10 protein-coding genes, 1 tRNA gene and 1 pseudogene are annotated in these 17,008 nt (G+C 35.2%); 1 reads left to right on the top strand and 11 read right to left on the bottom strand.

Translation table 11 applies throughout. The annotated features are described in order from the left end of the window. Positions 1–9: 9 nt before the first annotated feature. Positions 10–85, top strand: a tRNA-Arg gene (locus tag OTJ99_RS03915). Between the two features lie 380 nt (positions 86–465). Here OTJ99_RS03915 and OTJ99_RS03910 read toward each other — a convergent pair. From OTJ99_RS03910 to OTJ99_RS03860, 11 genes and pseudogenes are all read right to left on the bottom strand, one after another. Continuing rightward, a pseudogene (locus OTJ99_RS03910) lies at positions 466–612 on the bottom strand (Uma2 family endonuclease); the annotation flags it as partial. 76 nt (positions 613–688) lie between these two features. Further along, entirely contained in the window at positions 689–3,154 is a 2,466-nt protein-coding gene (locus OTJ99_RS03905) for an MBL fold metallo-hydrolase (RefSeq protein ID WP_045165150.1), read from the bottom strand. Positions 3,155–3,321: 167 nt separating this feature from the next. Further along, complete coding sequence (locus OTJ99_RS03900) at positions 3,322–4,071, bottom strand: DMT family transporter (RefSeq protein WP_235374638.1); 750 nt, start codon at positions 4,069–4,071, stop codon at positions 3,322–3,324. Between the two features lie 115 nt (positions 4,072–4,186). Next, the gene (locus tag OTJ99_RS03895) at positions 4,187–4,969 is read right to left on the bottom strand and encodes an amino acid ABC transporter ATP-binding protein (protein WP_083943513.1); all 783 of its coding nucleotides are present in this window, start codon (positions 4,967–4,969) and stop codon (positions 4,187–4,189) included. Beyond that, on the bottom strand, positions 4,956–5,618 hold the full coding sequence (locus OTJ99_RS03890; RefSeq protein ID WP_045165151.1) for an amino acid ABC transporter permease: 663 nt from the start codon (positions 5,616–5,618) through the stop codon (positions 4,956–4,958). Before OTJ99_RS03890 ends, OTJ99_RS03895 begins: the two co-directional genes overlap by 14 nt. Before the next feature lie 16 nt (positions 5,619–5,634). Beyond that, positions 5,635–6,438: an ABC transporter substrate-binding protein gene (locus tag OTJ99_RS03885; protein WP_045165152.1), complete on the bottom strand. Its 804-nt coding sequence runs from the start codon at positions 6,436–6,438 to the stop codon at positions 5,635–5,637. A gap of 98 nt (positions 6,439–6,536) precedes the next feature. Then, entirely contained in the window at positions 6,537–7,364 is an 828-nt protein-coding gene (locus OTJ99_RS03880) for an S-layer homology domain-containing protein (protein WP_083943514.1), read from the bottom strand. 16 nt (positions 7,365–7,380) lie between these two features. Beyond that, the gene (locus OTJ99_RS03875) at positions 7,381–11,001 is read right to left on the bottom strand and encodes a fibronectin type III domain-containing protein (protein WP_045165153.1); all 3,621 of its coding nucleotides are present in this window, start codon (positions 10,999–11,001) and stop codon (positions 7,381–7,383) included. Positions 11,002–11,023: 22 nt separating this feature from the next. After that, the gene (locus tag OTJ99_RS03870; protein ID WP_235374639.1) at positions 11,024–14,845 is read right to left on the bottom strand and encodes a fibronectin type III domain-containing protein; all 3,822 of its coding nucleotides are present in this window, start codon (positions 14,843–14,845) and stop codon (positions 11,024–11,026) included. A gap of 83 nt (positions 14,846–14,928) precedes the next feature. Beyond that, complete coding sequence (gene wecB, locus OTJ99_RS03865) at positions 14,929–16,086, bottom strand: non-hydrolyzing UDP-N-acetylglucosamine 2-epimerase (RefSeq protein ID WP_045165154.1); 1,158 nt, start codon at positions 16,084–16,086, stop codon at positions 14,929–14,931. A 70-nt stretch (positions 16,087–16,156) separates the two neighbouring features. Further along, positions 16,157–17,008 (bottom strand): radical SAM protein, encoded by an 852-nt coding sequence (locus tag OTJ99_RS03860; RefSeq protein ID WP_045165155.1) that lies wholly within the window; start codon positions 17,006–17,008, stop codon positions 16,157–16,159.

The raw sequence follows: 17,008 nt of genomic DNA, 5'->3' as shown, positions 1-17,008 counted from the left end.
TATGAAGATGCGCCCGTAGCTCAGAGGATAGAGCGTAGGACTTCGAATCCTGTGGTCGGGGGTTCGAGTCCCCCCGGGCGTGCCAAGTGGGATGTATCAAGGATTGAAGGTGGTAGCAAAAGTTGGAAATTGGGATTAAAAAGCACCAAGTCCTGCAGTCAATTTTACAAGCAAAATAGGGTGCAGGATTTTAAGAAGGTGGCAGGATTTAAATTCACAAGCTGCGACCACCAAACGCAATTTAAATTTTGCGTGAGGTGGTTTTTTATGCCCAGAAAAAGCATTGTTAAGCCGGATTGGCAAGAAGCATTGCAGCAATTTTTATTTTTCAAGCGAGCCGAAAGTAGAAATTAATTAATGCTTAGAGACTATGAATACCATGTAACACACTTTTTTCACCTTAATACAGATTGTTTTATTGTAATTATATATAGACCAAAACATTTTGGCCATAGGGATTGATTATACTGTTATCAACTCTGCTATAATTTCTTGATGTACCCTTGAAGGTGCAAGGCTCATATCATAAATAAGACCATCAATAAGCTCTACTCTCGTATCTTCAGGAAATCCAAGATAGTCAGCATAGGTGTAAAGCTTTGTGGTTATCAGTTTACATCTAAATCACCTTCTTACAAACAAGTTACTTTTATACTCATCTGTTTTCTCTTTTTGTTAAACTGATTAGTCAAATTTTTAAATAAAAGCCTGTCCTATCAAAGAACTCATTCATGATTTCATTTATAATACTACTATCAATCTCCTCTGCCAATTTTACTCTAACTTCCCTTGTTGTAGGATAAATACTTGGATTTTTCACCAAATCGATGTTATACCGAGTTAAAATATCTTTCAAAATATTTACCATTTCGACCTGGTTTATTGTCTGTGAAATCCTTATCTCCCAGCCGGTTTTTTGCGAAAGTTCATTGAGCTTATCTTTGTACTTTTCGGCAACAAAGGGTGTTACAAATGATAGTTCAATGTATTTTCCACCCTCTTTTATGCTCTTTTTGTAAACCTTGTCTTTTTCATTTTCAAAATACAGGTCTATCAGAAGCAAAGCCTTGTTCTGCTCCATCCTGTCTTTATTTTGAAGTCTTGCTGTACAATCCTCTTTATTTTCAATGTCAAATATAAGCTCAATGCCTGTCTCATCAAAAAATTTAGAGGACATATCCTTCATCGAATCAAACTCTTTGTTTGGTTTTACTACAATTGCGTTTATCACAGGATTGTATGAAAACTTTAAAAGCTTAACACCTTCATCTTCTAATAACTTTTGTAGATATTTTTGAGCATATGTTAGATTTACATTTGGATTTACCTCTACCTTCCACAGGGTCTTTTCCTCAAACTCTTTTATTTTATCTTCAAGCCTATTTGCTATGTGTGGAAAGTTAAAATAAAAAGTCACAACAACATTTTCGATATCCATTCCAACCTTGTAAAGTCCAAAATCTTTAAACATTTCAAAAGCAAGCTCTCTCATCTTGTTTTGTTCCATAGGCTTTGGCTTCAGCTTGTCTTCAACTTCAGTTCTTGACAAAATCCTAAAAAGATAAGGTTTTCGTGGATTTTGCTCAAAATATGGGGAAGATTTTAAAAGTTCAAATACCCTATTTACCTCATCTCTTTCTAAAAACTGTTTCCCATTCCAAATCAGAACTGCATGCTCTGCTGTAATATGGTTTGCTTCTTGTTTATTCTCAAGAAGATATTCCCACAGACTTTTGATATTTTCTTCATTCAGAGGTTCAATGTTACTTAACTTTTTGACATTAAAAAATGAAAGCTGTCTTCTTGGTTTTTCAATTGAAATTGTATTTATCTCACCATTTTGCGGAATCAAAACAGCAGCCTCTATCTCTTTTATTGCCATATCTGAAATTTGTGAAATTGCCTCCTCACTTCCATGAGCAAAAACCACAGTTTTCGGTTTTAGCATTGCTAAAAATCCCAAAATACTGTCCCTGTCTGCATGTGCAGAAAGGCCATACTTTTCAACCTTGCACTTTACTTCATATTCCTTGCCATTTAGTTCAATCTTTCTCTCACCCTCTGGAAGCTCAGTCAGCTCAAGGAGCTTTCTTCCCGGTGACTCTTCGTCTTGATACCCTGTAATTGCAATCAGCGCATTTTGATTTTCTACTAATTTCTCTGCATAGAATACAGAAGGACCGCCAGTTAACATTCCCGAGCTTGAAATAATAACACAAGGGTCTGATGAGGACATAATCTCCTCTCTCTGTTTTTTGTCAGTAATTACATTGATGTTTTCTGATAAAAATATCTCTTCACCTTTCAATACTTTTTTGTAATATCTTGAAGACAAAAAGGTTGGATTGTTTTTATAAACTCTTATGACTTCTCTTACCATTCCATCAATGAATATATTGAACTCTACCTTTTTCTTTTTCATGTAATTTCTTAAAATCAAAATTATCTCCTGAGCCCTTCCAATTGCAAATGCAGGAATTAATACTTTGCCACCTTTTGAAATAAACTCATATATACTGTTAAACAATCTTTCTTCCTCATAGCTTCTGTTTGTGTGAAGCCTGTCACCATAAGTTGACTCACAAATTACAACATCTGGTCTTATTTTAGGAATTGATGCTTTGTCGACAGTAAGCTGCTTGTCAGTTGAAAAATCTCCAGTGTATAGAATGCTTCCTTCTTGAGTTTGTATAAAAATCATCGAAGCACCAAGGATATGTCCTGCAGGGAAAAAAGTAACCTTTATCCCTTCTAAAGGCTCAAATGTATAATTAAACCCGTATGTGATTGTTCTATCAAGCAAATCTTCAACATTCTTTTCTGCATAGATAGGAATCTCATCTTCTTTTGAGTCCATAATCTTTAAGCTGTCGTACAAAAGTACTTTTACCAAATCTTTTGTTGGCTGATTAGTATAGAAGAATATATGAGGATACTCTCTTGCAATAAGCGGAAGACTCCCTATGTGGTCAAGATGAGCATGTGAAATAAGACAGATATCAGCTCCACCAAGCTCTCGAAGAAGCTGCAAGTTTGGGAGCTTGTCTTCTTTCATTCTTATGCCAGAGTCAATCAAGATGTTCTTACCACCAGTTTTAATTAAAACACAAGATGCTCCAATCTCTTTAGCACCACCTAAGAAAACTATCTCCATTTTTTCAGCTCAACTCCATATCCAGATTTTTATTAAAGCTTAGCTCTGCTATGATCATACCAATCAAGATTAAACCACATCCTATGTAAGAAATCAAAGGCAAAATTTCAGTTGTGTGAGTGACTGTAGAAGGAATTATTGCAGAAAATATCGCACCAAACACAGGCTCAGCAGAAAATATCAAAGCTGTGTGAGTTGGTGTTGTGTATTTTTGAACAAAAACCTGTGCTGTAAAAGCAAAGAGCCGTTCCAAAAATGCCTGTGATTAAGATTGTAAGTATTGAATTTAATGTAAGCTTGATACTAAAAGGATTTACTCCAAAGACCAAAGAAAATATAATATACAAAACAGCAGCGCTCATGAGCCGAAATATTGCAATGTTGATTGTACTCACATTTTCTTTTGATGTAAAGATGTCAATGAATATAATCTGAAAGACAAATCCAAAGTCTGCAAGCAAGGTAAGGAAATCTCCAAAGTTAAAATGTGAGATTTTAGCTCCATTTAAAAGGAAGAGCCCTACAAAAGCAAAAATTACACCAACTATGACATTTACTCTGGGAATCTTTTTTTCAATTATACCTGCAAAAATAGGCACCAAAACAACTGTCAAACCTGTTATAAATGCTGATTTTGAAGCGTATGTATACTTCAAACCCACAACCTGCAGAGCCATTCCTAAGAAAAGAAAAAACCCTATTATGCTCCCATAAACTATCTCTTTTGGCTTTAAGTTTTTAAGATTTCTCCAGAATATTGTTGTGACAACAAGCCATGCTAATAAAAACCTTATTGCCAAAAATGTCAAAGGATGAAGCTGGGAGATTGTATTCTTCATAAGCACAAATGAACTTCCCCACACCATTGTGACAAAAAGAAGTATTCCATCCGCCAAAATTCTTTTTCTTGTGCTCAATTTAAACTATCTTCCTTTCATTTATAATTATATACATAAACTTAAAGGGCTGCCAATATTGCTTTTAGACAGCCCTTTAAAAATCCAGCTAAACAGCTTATTTTCTTTAAACTGTTCACAATATCTTTTGCAAAAACTGTCTTGTTCTCTCTTCTTTCGGGTTTGTAAAAATCTCATCTGGTAGCCCTTCTTCGATTATCTTCCCTTTGTCCATGAACACAACTCTGTCAGCAACCTCTTTAGCAAACCCCATCTCGTGAGTTACAACAAGCATTGTCATTCCTTCATTGGCAAGCTCTTTCATGACATTTAAAACCTCTCCGACAAGTTCTGGGTCAAGCGCTGATGTCGGCTCATCAAACAGCATCACTTTTGGCTTCATAGCAAGAGCTCTTGCAATTGCAACCCTTTGTTGCTGCCCACCAGAAAGCTGGGCAGGGTATGAGTTTGCCTTGTCTTTTAGTCCCACCTTCTCAAGAAGCTCAAGCCCAATTTCTATTGCTTCTTCTTTTTTCATTTTATTGACAACAATCGGACCAATTATGACATTCTCAAGTGCTGTCATGTGAGGGAAAAGGTTAAATCTCTGAAACACCATCCCTATCTGTGAACAAAACTTTGCTATCTCCTTTGGGCTGTGCTTTTTGTGTTTTTCATGAAGCCTTTTGTCTTCAATCACAAACCCATCAATCTCGATGTACCCTGAGTTAATCCTCTCTAAGTGATTAAGACACCTCAAAAAAGTGCTCTTGCCTGAACCAGAAGGTCCTATAATTACTACAACCTCTCCTCTGTCAACTTCCAATGATACCTTGTCCAATATGAGGTTGTGTCCAAAGTATTTGACAATGTCCTTTGCTATTATCATCTTCTTTTTTGTCATCTCACTGTCCTTCATATTTCCCCAGCCTCTTTTCGAGCCAATTAAATATTGTCGAAAAAACTGTGGTAAGCGCTAAATAGATAATAAGCGCAGCAATATAAATCTCTGCATCCCTTCCTGTTTGAGATGCTTTTAGCTGTGCTGCACGCATTAGTTCAACCATTCCTATTGTTGACACAAGGGATGAGTCTTTCAATAGCGCAATAAATTCATTGCCAATAGGTGGTATAAGTCTTTTGTATGTCTGTGGAATAATCACAAACCTCATTGTTTGAAGGTATGTCATCCCCAGTGCTTTTGCTGCCTCATACTGACCTCTGTCAATAGACAAGATGGCAGCTCTTATTATCTCTGCTGTGTATGCTCCAGAGTTAATAATAAGAGCAATTGCTCCTGCTAAAAACGCTGGTAGTGTAAGTGCGGGAATAATTTTGGGAAGACCATAGTAAATAAAGAATATCTGCAAAAGTAGTGGCGTTCCTCTAAAAAGCCAAACATAAAAGCTGCCTATCAAGTTCAAAACTTTTAGCTTTGAAATCCTAAACAAAGCTGCAATCAAGCCAAAAATAAGACCAATGGTTACTGCAATTGCAGTAAGCTCAATTGTAACAACACTTGCTTTTAAAAGTACAGGAAAGTATTTTATTATGACATTTTCAGCCAACTTATGCCACCTCTATTTACTTGGTAATATCTTCGCCAAACCATTTCTTCGATATCTTTGCGATTGTTCCATCTTCTTTGAGCTGGTTCAAAATCTTCTGAATCTCTTCATAAAGGTCTTTATCTTCTTTTCTGAGTGCAATCCCAATTGGCTCTTTTTCAAGTTGAGCAGGTGCTATATCAAACTTTTCAGGATTTTGTTTTTTGTAGTAATATGCAACAACACTATCAATCACAACAGCCTTTATTCTACCAATGTCCAAATCATTAAAAGCATCGGTTATCCTTTCGTATCTTGTCACATCTCTGTCATAGTTTATAAACTTCATCTTTTGAACAGCATTATCACCTGTCGTGTTGGCCTGAACACCTATCTTTATACCTTTTAAGTCTTCAAAAGTCTTAATAGAATTATCACCTTTTTTAACAGCAATAACCTGACGGATGTATAGGTATGGACCAGCCAAATTAAATGCTTTCTTTCTCTCTTCTGTGATGCTAAAACATGAAATTATGGCATCAAACTTTTTGGACTTCAAAGCACTTTGAATTCCACTCCAGTCAACTGCAACAATTTTGAGCTTTGCTCCAAGTCTTTTTGCAATCTCATTTGCAAGGTCAACATCAAAGCCAACTGTGTTGTTGTTGTCATCTGTGAACTCCATTGGTGGGAATGTATTGTCCATACCAACCACAAACTCTTTATTCTTTTTTATCTTTTGTAATGTAGAAAGGTTCTGGTCTTTTGAACCGCAACCACTCAAAAATGTAGCTATGAATACTAAAACAAGCACCATACCAATTAGTCTTTTATGCTTCATTTTCATACTCCTTTCATTGAGTGAATTTAAAAACATACGTTTTAATTATACATCCATTTTTATTTTTATCAATACTCTGTTTAAATTTCATATTGTGTTCATCTTAATACAGCTTTGCTCAAAATATACGCAATCCACTCACGTGTTGCAAACGCATTTAATTTTAACGACTTTACCTCCTTTTCACTCAAAAGGTTATTATCAACAAAGGCATTTATATATTCGTTTGCCCAAGACTTGTAATCTTTTTTTGAAATAGCTTTTAACTTCAAATATCTACTAATAACAGTAATTGCCTGCTCATAGGTAACTCCATCTTGGGGTTTAAAATACAAAACTCCATTTTTTCCTTTAATGCCAGCAATTACTCCCATCTTAGCCAATGTCTCAATTTCATTTTTCGCCCAGCAGTTTTTTATATCTGCAAAAGAGTACTTGGTAATATTCTTTTCTACTTTTATATCAAATACATTGACAATAAGTTTTGCAAACTCTTGACGTGTGACACTCTTTTTAGGTTTGAATGTTCCATCCTTGTAACCATCAATTTTCCCAATACTTGCAAGGTATAAAATGGAATCTTTATAGGGGGAATCTTTAACATCATTAAACAAAGGAGAACCATCTGAGTTTACTAATATTACTCTTATGGGCATAAGAAACATGCTTTGTGGTATGAGTACTGTATTTGTTTCAGAACTAAAAGTTTTTTTATCTGAAAAAAATATGCTTACCTGACTATCTGAATCCCTCGTAAATCCTTTTACATAATAAGTTTTGTTACTTTTAGAGTAAAGGATAACCTTAGTATAATTTGTTCCATTGTAATAGTACTCCACCTTACACCACACATCAGCTGCAAAAGCTGAAGCTGTAGAAAATAAGAAAAAAGCAAATAGAAGTATAGCAAAAACTCTCTTTTTCAACCTTAAAACAACCTCCTCAATCTAGAGATATCCTTTGAGTAATGTGATAAAATACAGCCAAAATGTATTCTCTTGTTGCAGTCTCTTTGGGATTAAATGTTGCATAGTCAAATAGCCATCCCATTTTATAAGCTTTCTTTACCGAATCAATATACATATTATCCACTCCAAGTTTTTTCCATGTTACATCACTGATATCAATCTCATCGCCTGTGTAAATCTCATAAAATTTAATTAGCATATCAACAGCAGCTTCTTTTGTAAGATAGGAATTGTCATCAATACTGCTAATAATACCTGCTCTATATGCTTTTTCTGCATATTCCTTTATAACTTCAAATCTATAAAGTCTTTTCTTCTCTGCGAAGTAAACCAAATATGAAGCAAGTTCTAATTTGCCCACAGGACTTTTTATACCTATGGTAGCACTTGAATCATCACAAGGTATGCTCTGGAATAAATAGTATAACTTTGTTGCATAGCTACTTTGGATAATGTCGTTGTAAAAAATCTTTCGTGTAATAACAACTGCTTGCGGAGATTCTAGTACAAAAGAAATATCCCTTTTATCACTTGAAACTTTGTAATCAGTTGCTATCTTCCAGTTCATATTTAAAATGTCAAATTCGTAAGGTATAAACGAGGACCATGGCTCCTTATTTTTAAGAGTAAAACTTATCGGTAAGTTAAAACTGCTAATACCAATTTGCTGGGTTGATGTCAACGCTAAAAACTTAATGTCATAAATTTCTGAAATAGCATTTGGAATATTGAACTTCTCACTACTTTTTTCAAAAGAAAGCTGTATATATAGATTACTTGGTGAAAAATTAGAAATTGAAAGCTTTTTTAGCTCATCCACATAAAGACTACTAAAATCGAACACTGCACTTGCTCCATCTAAAATAACCTGGCAGTTTTTATTCAACCTTATCAAAGCACCTAAAACGTCATATCTTATCTTTAATACAAACCGAATAATATTACTATTTGTCCTCTTTGTAAAATCAACAACAACAGTTTTTGCATCCAAAGAAGTATTTACGTACTTATAGGTAATCTCAATAGACATTGTTCTGTTTGAGATATCTTCAGTTATCACCATAGGAACCGTTGTATCTTCAATAAGTTCAAATACACCTGTATATTCGCTTACATCCTTTTTTGTAACAAATGATATAATTTCAGTTGCCAAAGACAGCTGTCCGTCTGAACCAATTGCAAAAAGTCTCGCATAGTAACGTGTGTTTGGCTTGAGCTTTTCAACTTTGTACTCCGTCACGTCTACATCAGTTGTGTACTTTTGGGAATTCGTAAAAGCAATGTTGTCTGCAATCTCAATCATATATTTTCTTCCCAGCTCTGAAATCTCCCATACAAATACTACATAGTCCTTTCCATAATCTTTTATTCCAAAGGCAACCGGCGTCTTTGGTGGAGGAATTTTTTGTGTCTTTCCAAATACTGGACTACAATAATCTGAATAAATTTTTTGATTGTCCTTTACAATATAAGACCTTACCCTGAAGTAGTACAATGTATCTGGCTTTAAATCTTTAGCTGTAAAATAACAAATACCAGCTTGATAGTCAATCTCTTTTATAGAAGGCTTGAAAGAGTCAGAAATTGTCCTCCAGCCACTTGCATTTTTTATGTCTTCTGAGATTTGAATTTCAAAATAAACATTCTCTACATACTGCCAAGAAAGAGTAACGCTGTTATAGGTTGTGGAAACTACGCTTAAGTTTTCCACTATTGGTGGCCTCGATGGAAGAGGAAGTTCATATTTTGGAAAGGTTGTTGCCATAACTACATTTGAAGGCAGGGAATAGTATTTTATCCCATCTATTTCTCTAATTGCCCTTACGAACAACACATACCGCGTATCAGGACTTAGATTACCAAGCCTAAAAGTTGCCTTTCCATTTGAGTCAATCTGAGGTTTTGAAAGAATAACCTTTTGTAAACTTGTTGGGTCAAAACTTTCTGGATTTCCAAGGTCCATACCATCCTGATAGACTGCAAAGTTCACTTCATATGATATGCTCTGGTCAACCACAGGTGGTTGTGTGCCTGCAATGTAAATAGGCGTCCAAGAAAGTGTTACACTGTCATACGTAGAGTATACAACTGAAAGTGATGTTGGGGTTGTAGGTGGGGTAATATCACCAGAGAGTGTATAGGAGATTGTTACAGCTGGTGCTGACTCTTTGTAAATGTAATTACCAGATTCATAGTCAAAAAATCTCTTTTTTACTACCACTTTCAAGATATAGACAGTATTCTTCTCAAGGCCGGTAATATCCAATTTATAGTATCCGGTGGGGATGTTGTTAGTATCTTTTTCAATATCCCTTTCTGTCATCTGGTAGTTGGACAGATACAAAGCAAAATCTGAGTTTGTATCAAGATATCTTTTGTAATAAAAGTCATACACCACTTCTTTATCAGAAGGTATCTTAAACCGCAGAGTTATAGTATCTTGAGTTTTTGGATAAGCTGTCAGGTCCTCTGCTGCTGGTGGAGCATAAGGTAGTGTGTATGGATGTACATACAAATCAGGAGACCTTATTGAAACTTTGCGCCCAAATGCATCAATTACATCCACTTGAATCCTGAAAAATACATCATCGGTTATATTTACCATTGCAAAAAACTCATTTGTTGAAACAGTTCCAATTAAGGTGGGAACTTGGTCCTTACTACCTTTGTATATCTCATAATCATTTCCCTCAGCAATGCTAACCTTTGCCCACCTGAGCCAAACTACATTGTCTGCAATTCGTTGTGCCTCGGCCTGAATATAGGTTGCAGCCTCACCAATTACCTTTGAATTCGGAGGAGTATAAGTTTGAGGATCTCTCCAAATTATCTCAGAAGGTAAATTCCTCGGCAAAACCTTTACATAGTAAAGACTGCTTGGTGCAAGATTTGATGCTGTGTATTTTAATTTCCTGTTTGGGAGAATGTCCACTCTTCCCCCTGGTTTTTGGCTTTGCAAAAGTGTAATCCTTTCACCGTCAATCTGGTATTTAGTAGGTGTTGTAAAGCTTATGTCTTTTGAGACATATATATCATAGTCAATTCTTTCTCCTGCATAGTAAACATCATCCCAAACAATGTCAATTGAAGTTTCAGAAGAAGTTGCTGCCTCCACAAATATAGGAGTGAGAAAAACTATTGTGTTAGAATAAGGAGAATAGTACACAACATTTCCTGTCCGCTGCTGAAGCACCTTAACTGCTCTCAACTTTGCATAAAAGATTGTACCACTTGGTATCTTTTGTCCGTTTGGAAGTCCTTGAACTTTATAAACATAACTTTGTGCATCTGTCTGCGTGAGATTTGGATCAGCGTTCTTGTAAATTGTATAACCATAATTAAACTTGTTTGGATCATCTCCTAAATACAACTCAAAGTAGTCAAAATCAGAGTATGAATATTGCCATGAAAAATATATTGTAATTGTACCATCATCTCCAACTTCTATCCTTGGCAAATTATTTTGCCTTTCAATTGTAAGCTGTGATGGTGCAGGAAGGACAACCGTTTGTGCAACTGCTGAAATAGGCATCAAAGTTAAAATAAATGAAATCAATAAAAAGAAAGAAAATATCTCTTTTAGAAAAGATCTCATCCTCTGATCACCCAATCTTTCTTTAGTAATTTAAAAGTTTTTCTAAGTTGACAATATAATGAACAAACTCATCTACAAGTATATAATCAGTTGGATTTAAATCAGTGTCAATAACTCCAATTGACATCATCGCTAAGATATATTTTTTATACCTACCATCTGGATTGAAATTGGTTGATTTAGTAACTAGAATGCTATCTACTAACATATTCTTTTTTGTCTCATACAGCCTTGCAAGAAGATAAATTGCTTCTTGGCGTGTAAGATTTCCATTTTTAATATTTTCAAGCTGAGTTGAAAATACTTTTTTCAAAAGCTCATTTGCATATTCTTGAGTTAAAGTCTTCGAAAAATTGACATACAAATCACTAAGACCATATTTGTAAGCAAGATAAACTATATCGTCTTTGTATTTACTGCTTGTATAATTTGATGAGATTGAAGCTTTCAGAATACCATACGAACCCGTTTTGGTAACATTAAACACAATCTTATTTGCTATTTTGTCTATATTGAATTTGTCTACAAAAGCATTATCCGAAAAGCTGTACACAACCCGTTTTTCATTTGGAAGTACAATTAATTGATTATAAACAATTACAATACTTACCGGCTTTGCAAGGTTAGAAATAAGAACTTCATCGTTGTAATAGTACTTAGCACCCAGTTTAAAGTTCACAACGTCTGAATCTAATTCATACCCTGATGGCACAGAAATACCCGAAACTCTGCTAACCTCTGCAAAAAGCAATATATTTCCTTTTTCAATGTTATGCCTCTTAGAAAGAACTTCTATTTCGGGGACATTTAAAGCCCCAGCTGGCACTTTTATAGTTACATTCCTGTATTTTATAACAAGACTTTTCTGCATCCTTTCAAGCTTATCAGCTACTTTATAGGAAAACTGAACCTGACCTTTTGCACTGCTATAGGTCGCCCTTGTAAAGTCAATCACAAATTCACTACTACTTGACCTTTCTATCTCATCAAGAGCATTTTGGTCAATAAGATAAAGAAAATACTTATCAGAGCTGTTTTCTATAACCATAATGGGCTGTTTCTGGTTTTGAATTTCTCTTATTCTGCTTTCTTCTTGTTCTTTTATTTTCCTTTGTTGCTCTTCAAAATCACTCTGATTAAAAAGTGTTCTTGCTAAGACTTCTGCAAACAATGATACTTTCCCTGTAGGAATATGAATACTTCTCACTCTTATATGATAAAGTGTATTAGATTTTAGATTTCCGATGTAATACCTAAACAGCGCTGTCTTTGAGTCAATTATAGAAAAAGGAGAAATGTTGCCAGAGTAAACCATAGTGAATACCGTATCCGTCTCTGCCTTTACAAATACCTGATACCCATAAGCTTGATTGCCTTGCCATTGTATAGTCAGTCCATGTCCACTTGGATCTCGTAAAAAAATAACTAAGTTTTCAGGTTTTTCAATAGGTGATGTTGTAACTGCTATACTTCCCCAGAAAGATTCCATGCCATTCTCTATTGCCTTGATTGAGAAGTAATACAGGGTATTGGGAGCAAGGTTTGTGAAAGTACAAGGTGATGTAACATCTATATAAACTCTTGCCCCGACTGAGGCATTCTGAGAGTATACATCATATACCACTTGCTGAACTACAAAACTACCCGACTGGTTCTGCGAATAAATCTCAACCTTTTGCTTCAAAGTATTGGTAAAATACTTTATAGTCTCATCTAAGCTCAAACTAATATCTTCTAAGGGTTTAAACGTTTGTAGGATTACATATGATTGATTCTGTTTTGTATTCCATCTCAGCTTAACAGAGGTCTGGGTCAAAGCTCCATTTTCTGGAGCTATCATAAAGTTTTTAGGAATTTCAGGTCTTGAAATTGTAGGAGGAACTGGTTCTGGTTTTGTTGCAACAACATATGCCTTGCTGAAGCCTGAAAAATAGCTTTTATCAAGAAGTACAACCTTTACTTTAAATCTGATATAGTAAACAGTATTTGGTTCAAGACCAGATACCTCAATTTTGTTCTGACCTTTTAATTCCTCGCTTGAAATCTCAAAAGAAAATAGTATCTTGTTTTCATCCCATGTATATTTGCATACATATACATGATAATATACAGACTCCTCTACACTTTGATAGTTCAGCCCGACACTATTTCTCACATAGTCATATACATTAGCACGCACATCCTCCAAAAACTTATCCTGATATGTATAGATTGTAATCTTATTTTTATCAACTTCTATCTTAGTTATAAAATTATCATCAATTGGTGGGACAACTAAGGTTGGTATTGGTTTTGTTGTTCCTACAAATACCAGGGAAAAATCCGATTTTTTTGGACTGTTTAGGTCAGAAAGATTGATTATTCTTACTTTGAAATAGTAAACTGTGTTCGGTTTAAGATTTTTAACACGATAACTATACCTTTTCCCATCTTGAGAAATTTCAAAATTGTTTGAAACAAACCCATCTATATTGGGATTGTAGTTTTCAGATATGTACACCAGTTTATACACTGTAGGATTATTATCTGCATCCAATACGTCATTGTACTGGGTTGAGTACCAAATCTGGTACCTGTAATACACATCATCAGAAACAGGCTTGTCAAATGATACTTTAATTTCTGTCTGGGAGACTGTTTCAGCTTGACAGTTTCTTGGTGTTGGCGGAATGTCACCGAGCTCTGTCACTGAAACCTTAATTAAAGCAGATGGAATTTTAGTCCCGTCTGCAAAAACTGCCTCAACTCTAATGTAATAATACTTTGTTGTCATAGAAAGACCAGGTATATAGGCTTCATTTTGATTATAGGAAGTTGTTGCAAAGATGTTCTGAGGAGGCAGGCTATCTCGCGGCAGTTCGTTCGCATTTGTTGCATAGTATGCCTGATACTTTATCTCATCTTGTTTATAATTTCCAGGGTCAACTCCTTTCCACTGCACTCTCACCAAAGCCAAAATCTTACCATCTTTTTCAATTTCGCCTATTTTAGCGGCACTTACTTGCATCAAAGTGGGGCAGGATATGTTGCTAAGTGGTTTGTATATAACACTGGTGTTGTCCATTTTGGGGTTCATGATGATGTAATAAATCGTTCCCGGATAAAGCTCAGGGGTATCTATTCCATCATATTTGTCATAAACTGTCATACTCACTATTCCTTTGTCTTCTGAAGCAAATTGTTTCTTGCCATCCCTTACAAGCTCAACTGGAATAGTTAGATTTCCACTTTTTAAGTATTTATATATTTCATTCGTATTGCTGTCTATAAAATACTGATTGGCATCAGCACCTGTTTGACTTTTTCCAACAAACACATTATATCCTCTAAATCCTATATCGTTCTGGTAATCAAGAGATATATTTATTTTGTGAAAACTTATAATAAGCTTTGGCTTATCTCCTCCAAAGCCAAGTGGAATATCCTCCTCTTTTGCAGGATCTGGCTCTGGCTCAGCATATAGCTTAAACTCTGTAATGACATAAATGGACTGCGTAGTTATTACCTCACCACTTTCATCTTTTGCAGACACTGTTATTTTGTAAAGCGTTGCCGCTTTAAGATTTGTTATATCACAATATGTATTGGTTGTTGCAGTTGAAAAATCTATTTGACTATTTGAATAAGCAGCTTCAACTGTATAATAAGCAGCCTCTTCAACAGCATTCCATTTTACTGATATAGAATTTTTAGTTATTTTATAAACACCATTGACATCTCGCACAACAGTCAAGCCTAATGAAGAGCCCAAGGTTTGAGAATAACCTTGTAAATTAAAATGCGGTATCAAAATTCCCACAATACACAAAATAGCAACAAGTTTTTTCACTATCCTGTACAACATTAATAATCCCACCTTGAAAATAATTCTTAAATAACTTTTTTCACACTTATTTAATCGGTCTTTTTAAGATTTATGTAAAGATACTAAACGTACATATCACTTCCTTTAAACTCTTCTGGTCTTTCATTTTTGTAGCCAAAATAGTATAAAAGTGCGTCCTTTATTCTCTTTGAAGCAAATCCATCTCCATAAGGATTTACCGCATGAGCCATTTTAGAGTACTCTTCATTGTCACTCAAAAGCTTTCTCAATATCTCCACTATCTTCTCTTTATCAGTTCCTGCAACCTTGACAGTGTTCGCCAAAACTGCCTCAGGACGTTCTGTTGTATCTCTCAAAACAACAACAGGCTTGCCCAAAGAAGGTGCCTCTTCCTGAAGACCGCCAGAGTCTGTCATAACCAAGTAGCTTTTTGCCATAAGATTGTGCATATCGTCAACATCAATAGGATTTATCAAAATAATTCGTGGATGATTTTTCAAAATCCTCTCTGCAACATCCTTAACGTTAGGGTTTAAATGTACAGGGTACACAAAAAGAATGTCATCAAATTCATTTGCTAAACTCAGCACTGCTTCAAATATGTTCTCATGTGGTTTTCCAAAATTTTCTCGCCGGTGAGCAGTGAGTGTTATTATCCTTTTTGTATAGTCAACTTCATTTAAAATTGGTTCTCTGAATTTATAATCTTTCTTTATAGTGTATTTTAAGGTGTCAATCACTGTGTTTCCTGTGACAAAAATGTCTTCTTCATTAATTCCTTCTTTTAATAAATTCAGTTTTGCCCTTTTTGTGGGTGCAAAGTGAATATCACAAAGAGCTGCTGTGAGTTTTCTGTTCATTTCCTCTGGAAAAGGTGAGAATTTATTGAAAGTGCGCAGCCCTGCCTCAACATGTCCAACTTTTGTCTTAAAATAAAAGGCAGATAAAGCTGATGCAAAGGTTGTAGTTGTATCACCATGCACCAAAACAATGTCTGGCTTTTCTTTTTTTAAAACCTCTTCAAATTTTAATATAACATCAGCTGTTACAGAATAAAGACTTTGGTTGTGTTTCATAATGTTCAAATCATAGTCCGGCTTTATATCAAATATTTCCAAAACCTGGTCAAGCATCTGCCTGTGCTGAGCTGTTACACACACACGAACTTCAAAGTTTGCATCACTTTGAAGCTCTTTTACCAAAGGTGCCATCTTGATTGCCTCAGGTCTTGTACCAAATACTATTAAAGTTTTTATCATGGTTTTGTTGCCATCCTTTCTTTTGTATTTAATAATACTCTGCAAATCAAACGTGAAGAATGCTTAATTCTTAGCTTTGAATATACCCGTAATCAAGGCCGTTTTCTAAAACAAAGTCAACAACCTTTTGATACTCTCTTTTTGTAAGCCTTCTTGAAATCTCTTTGTATTCCCCCGCTCTGTAAGCCGGATAATATTGGCTCATAAGACTTAAAAGTACTTTCCCTTTCAGGTTATCTCTTATCCAGCTAAGCACCTTTATTGAATCGTCCGTGTGCATCGGTAGAACTAAGTGGCGAATTATGATACCTTTTTTCATTATACCATTTTCTATCTTTACATCTCCAACAAGTTCATACATCTTTAAGATTGACTTTGTGGCATATTCAAAGTACAAAGGAGCATTTGAATATTTTATTGCTATCCAATCATCAAAATGTTTTAGGTCAGGCAAAAAAATATCCACATACCCTCTTAAAAGCTCTATCGTCTCTGGTTTTTCATAGGCTGATGTGTTGTAAACAACAGGAATATTGAGCCCTTTTCTTTTTGCAATTTCAAGCGCATCAATTATATAAGGAACATAGATTGTGGGTGTGACAAGATTTATATTGTGAGCACCCTTTGCCTGAAGGTTTAAAAATATCATTGCAAGCTTTTCAACGTCTATATACATGCCAAACCTTTTTTGGCTAATCTCATAGTTTTGGCAAAACACACAGCCCATATTACACCCTGAGAAAAACACAGTGCCAGAACCGTTTTTGCCTGAAATACATGGTTCTTCTCCAAAATGCAAAAACGCATCTGAGAGCTTAATCCCATTTGCAATTTTACAAAACCCCATCTCACCTTTGAGTCTGTTTACCCTGCACTCCCGAGGACAAATTGTGCAACTTTCAAGAAGTTGTTGGTAACGCAA

It is taken from the genome of Caldicellulosiruptor naganoensis, assembly GCF_026914285.1.
Lineage (GTDB): Bacteria > Bacillota > Thermoanaerobacteria > Caldicellulosiruptorales > Caldicellulosiruptoraceae > Caldicellulosiruptor > Caldicellulosiruptor naganoensis.
The sequence above is the reverse complement of the archived record's forward strand: the minus strand, read 5'-3'. Positions and strand labels throughout refer to the sequence as shown.

Excerpts from the sequence above, each read along its gene's own strand:
- OTJ99_RS03870 (WP_235374639.1), bottom strand. The coding sequence starts at position 14,845 with ATGTTGTACAGGATAGTGAAAAAACTTGTTGCTATTTTGTGTATTGTG.
- OTJ99_RS03895 (WP_083943513.1), bottom strand. The coding sequence starts at position 4,969 with ATGAAGGACAGTGAGATGACAAAAAAGAAGATGATAATAGCAAAGGAC.
- OTJ99_RS03875 (WP_045165153.1), bottom strand. The coding sequence starts at position 11,001 with ATGAGATCTTTTCTAAAAGAGATATTTTCTTTCTTTTTATTGATTTCA.
- OTJ99_RS03905 (WP_045165150.1), bottom strand. The coding sequence starts at position 3,154 with ATGGAGATAGTTTTCTTAGGTGGTGCTAAAGAGATTGGAGCATCTTGT.
- wecB (WP_045165154.1), bottom strand. The coding sequence starts at position 16,086 with ATGATAAAAACTTTAATAGTATTTGGTACAAGACCTGAGGCAATCAAG.
- OTJ99_RS03885 (WP_045165152.1), bottom strand. The coding sequence starts at position 6,438 with ATGAAGCATAAAAGACTAATTGGTATGGTGCTTGTTTTAGTATTCATA.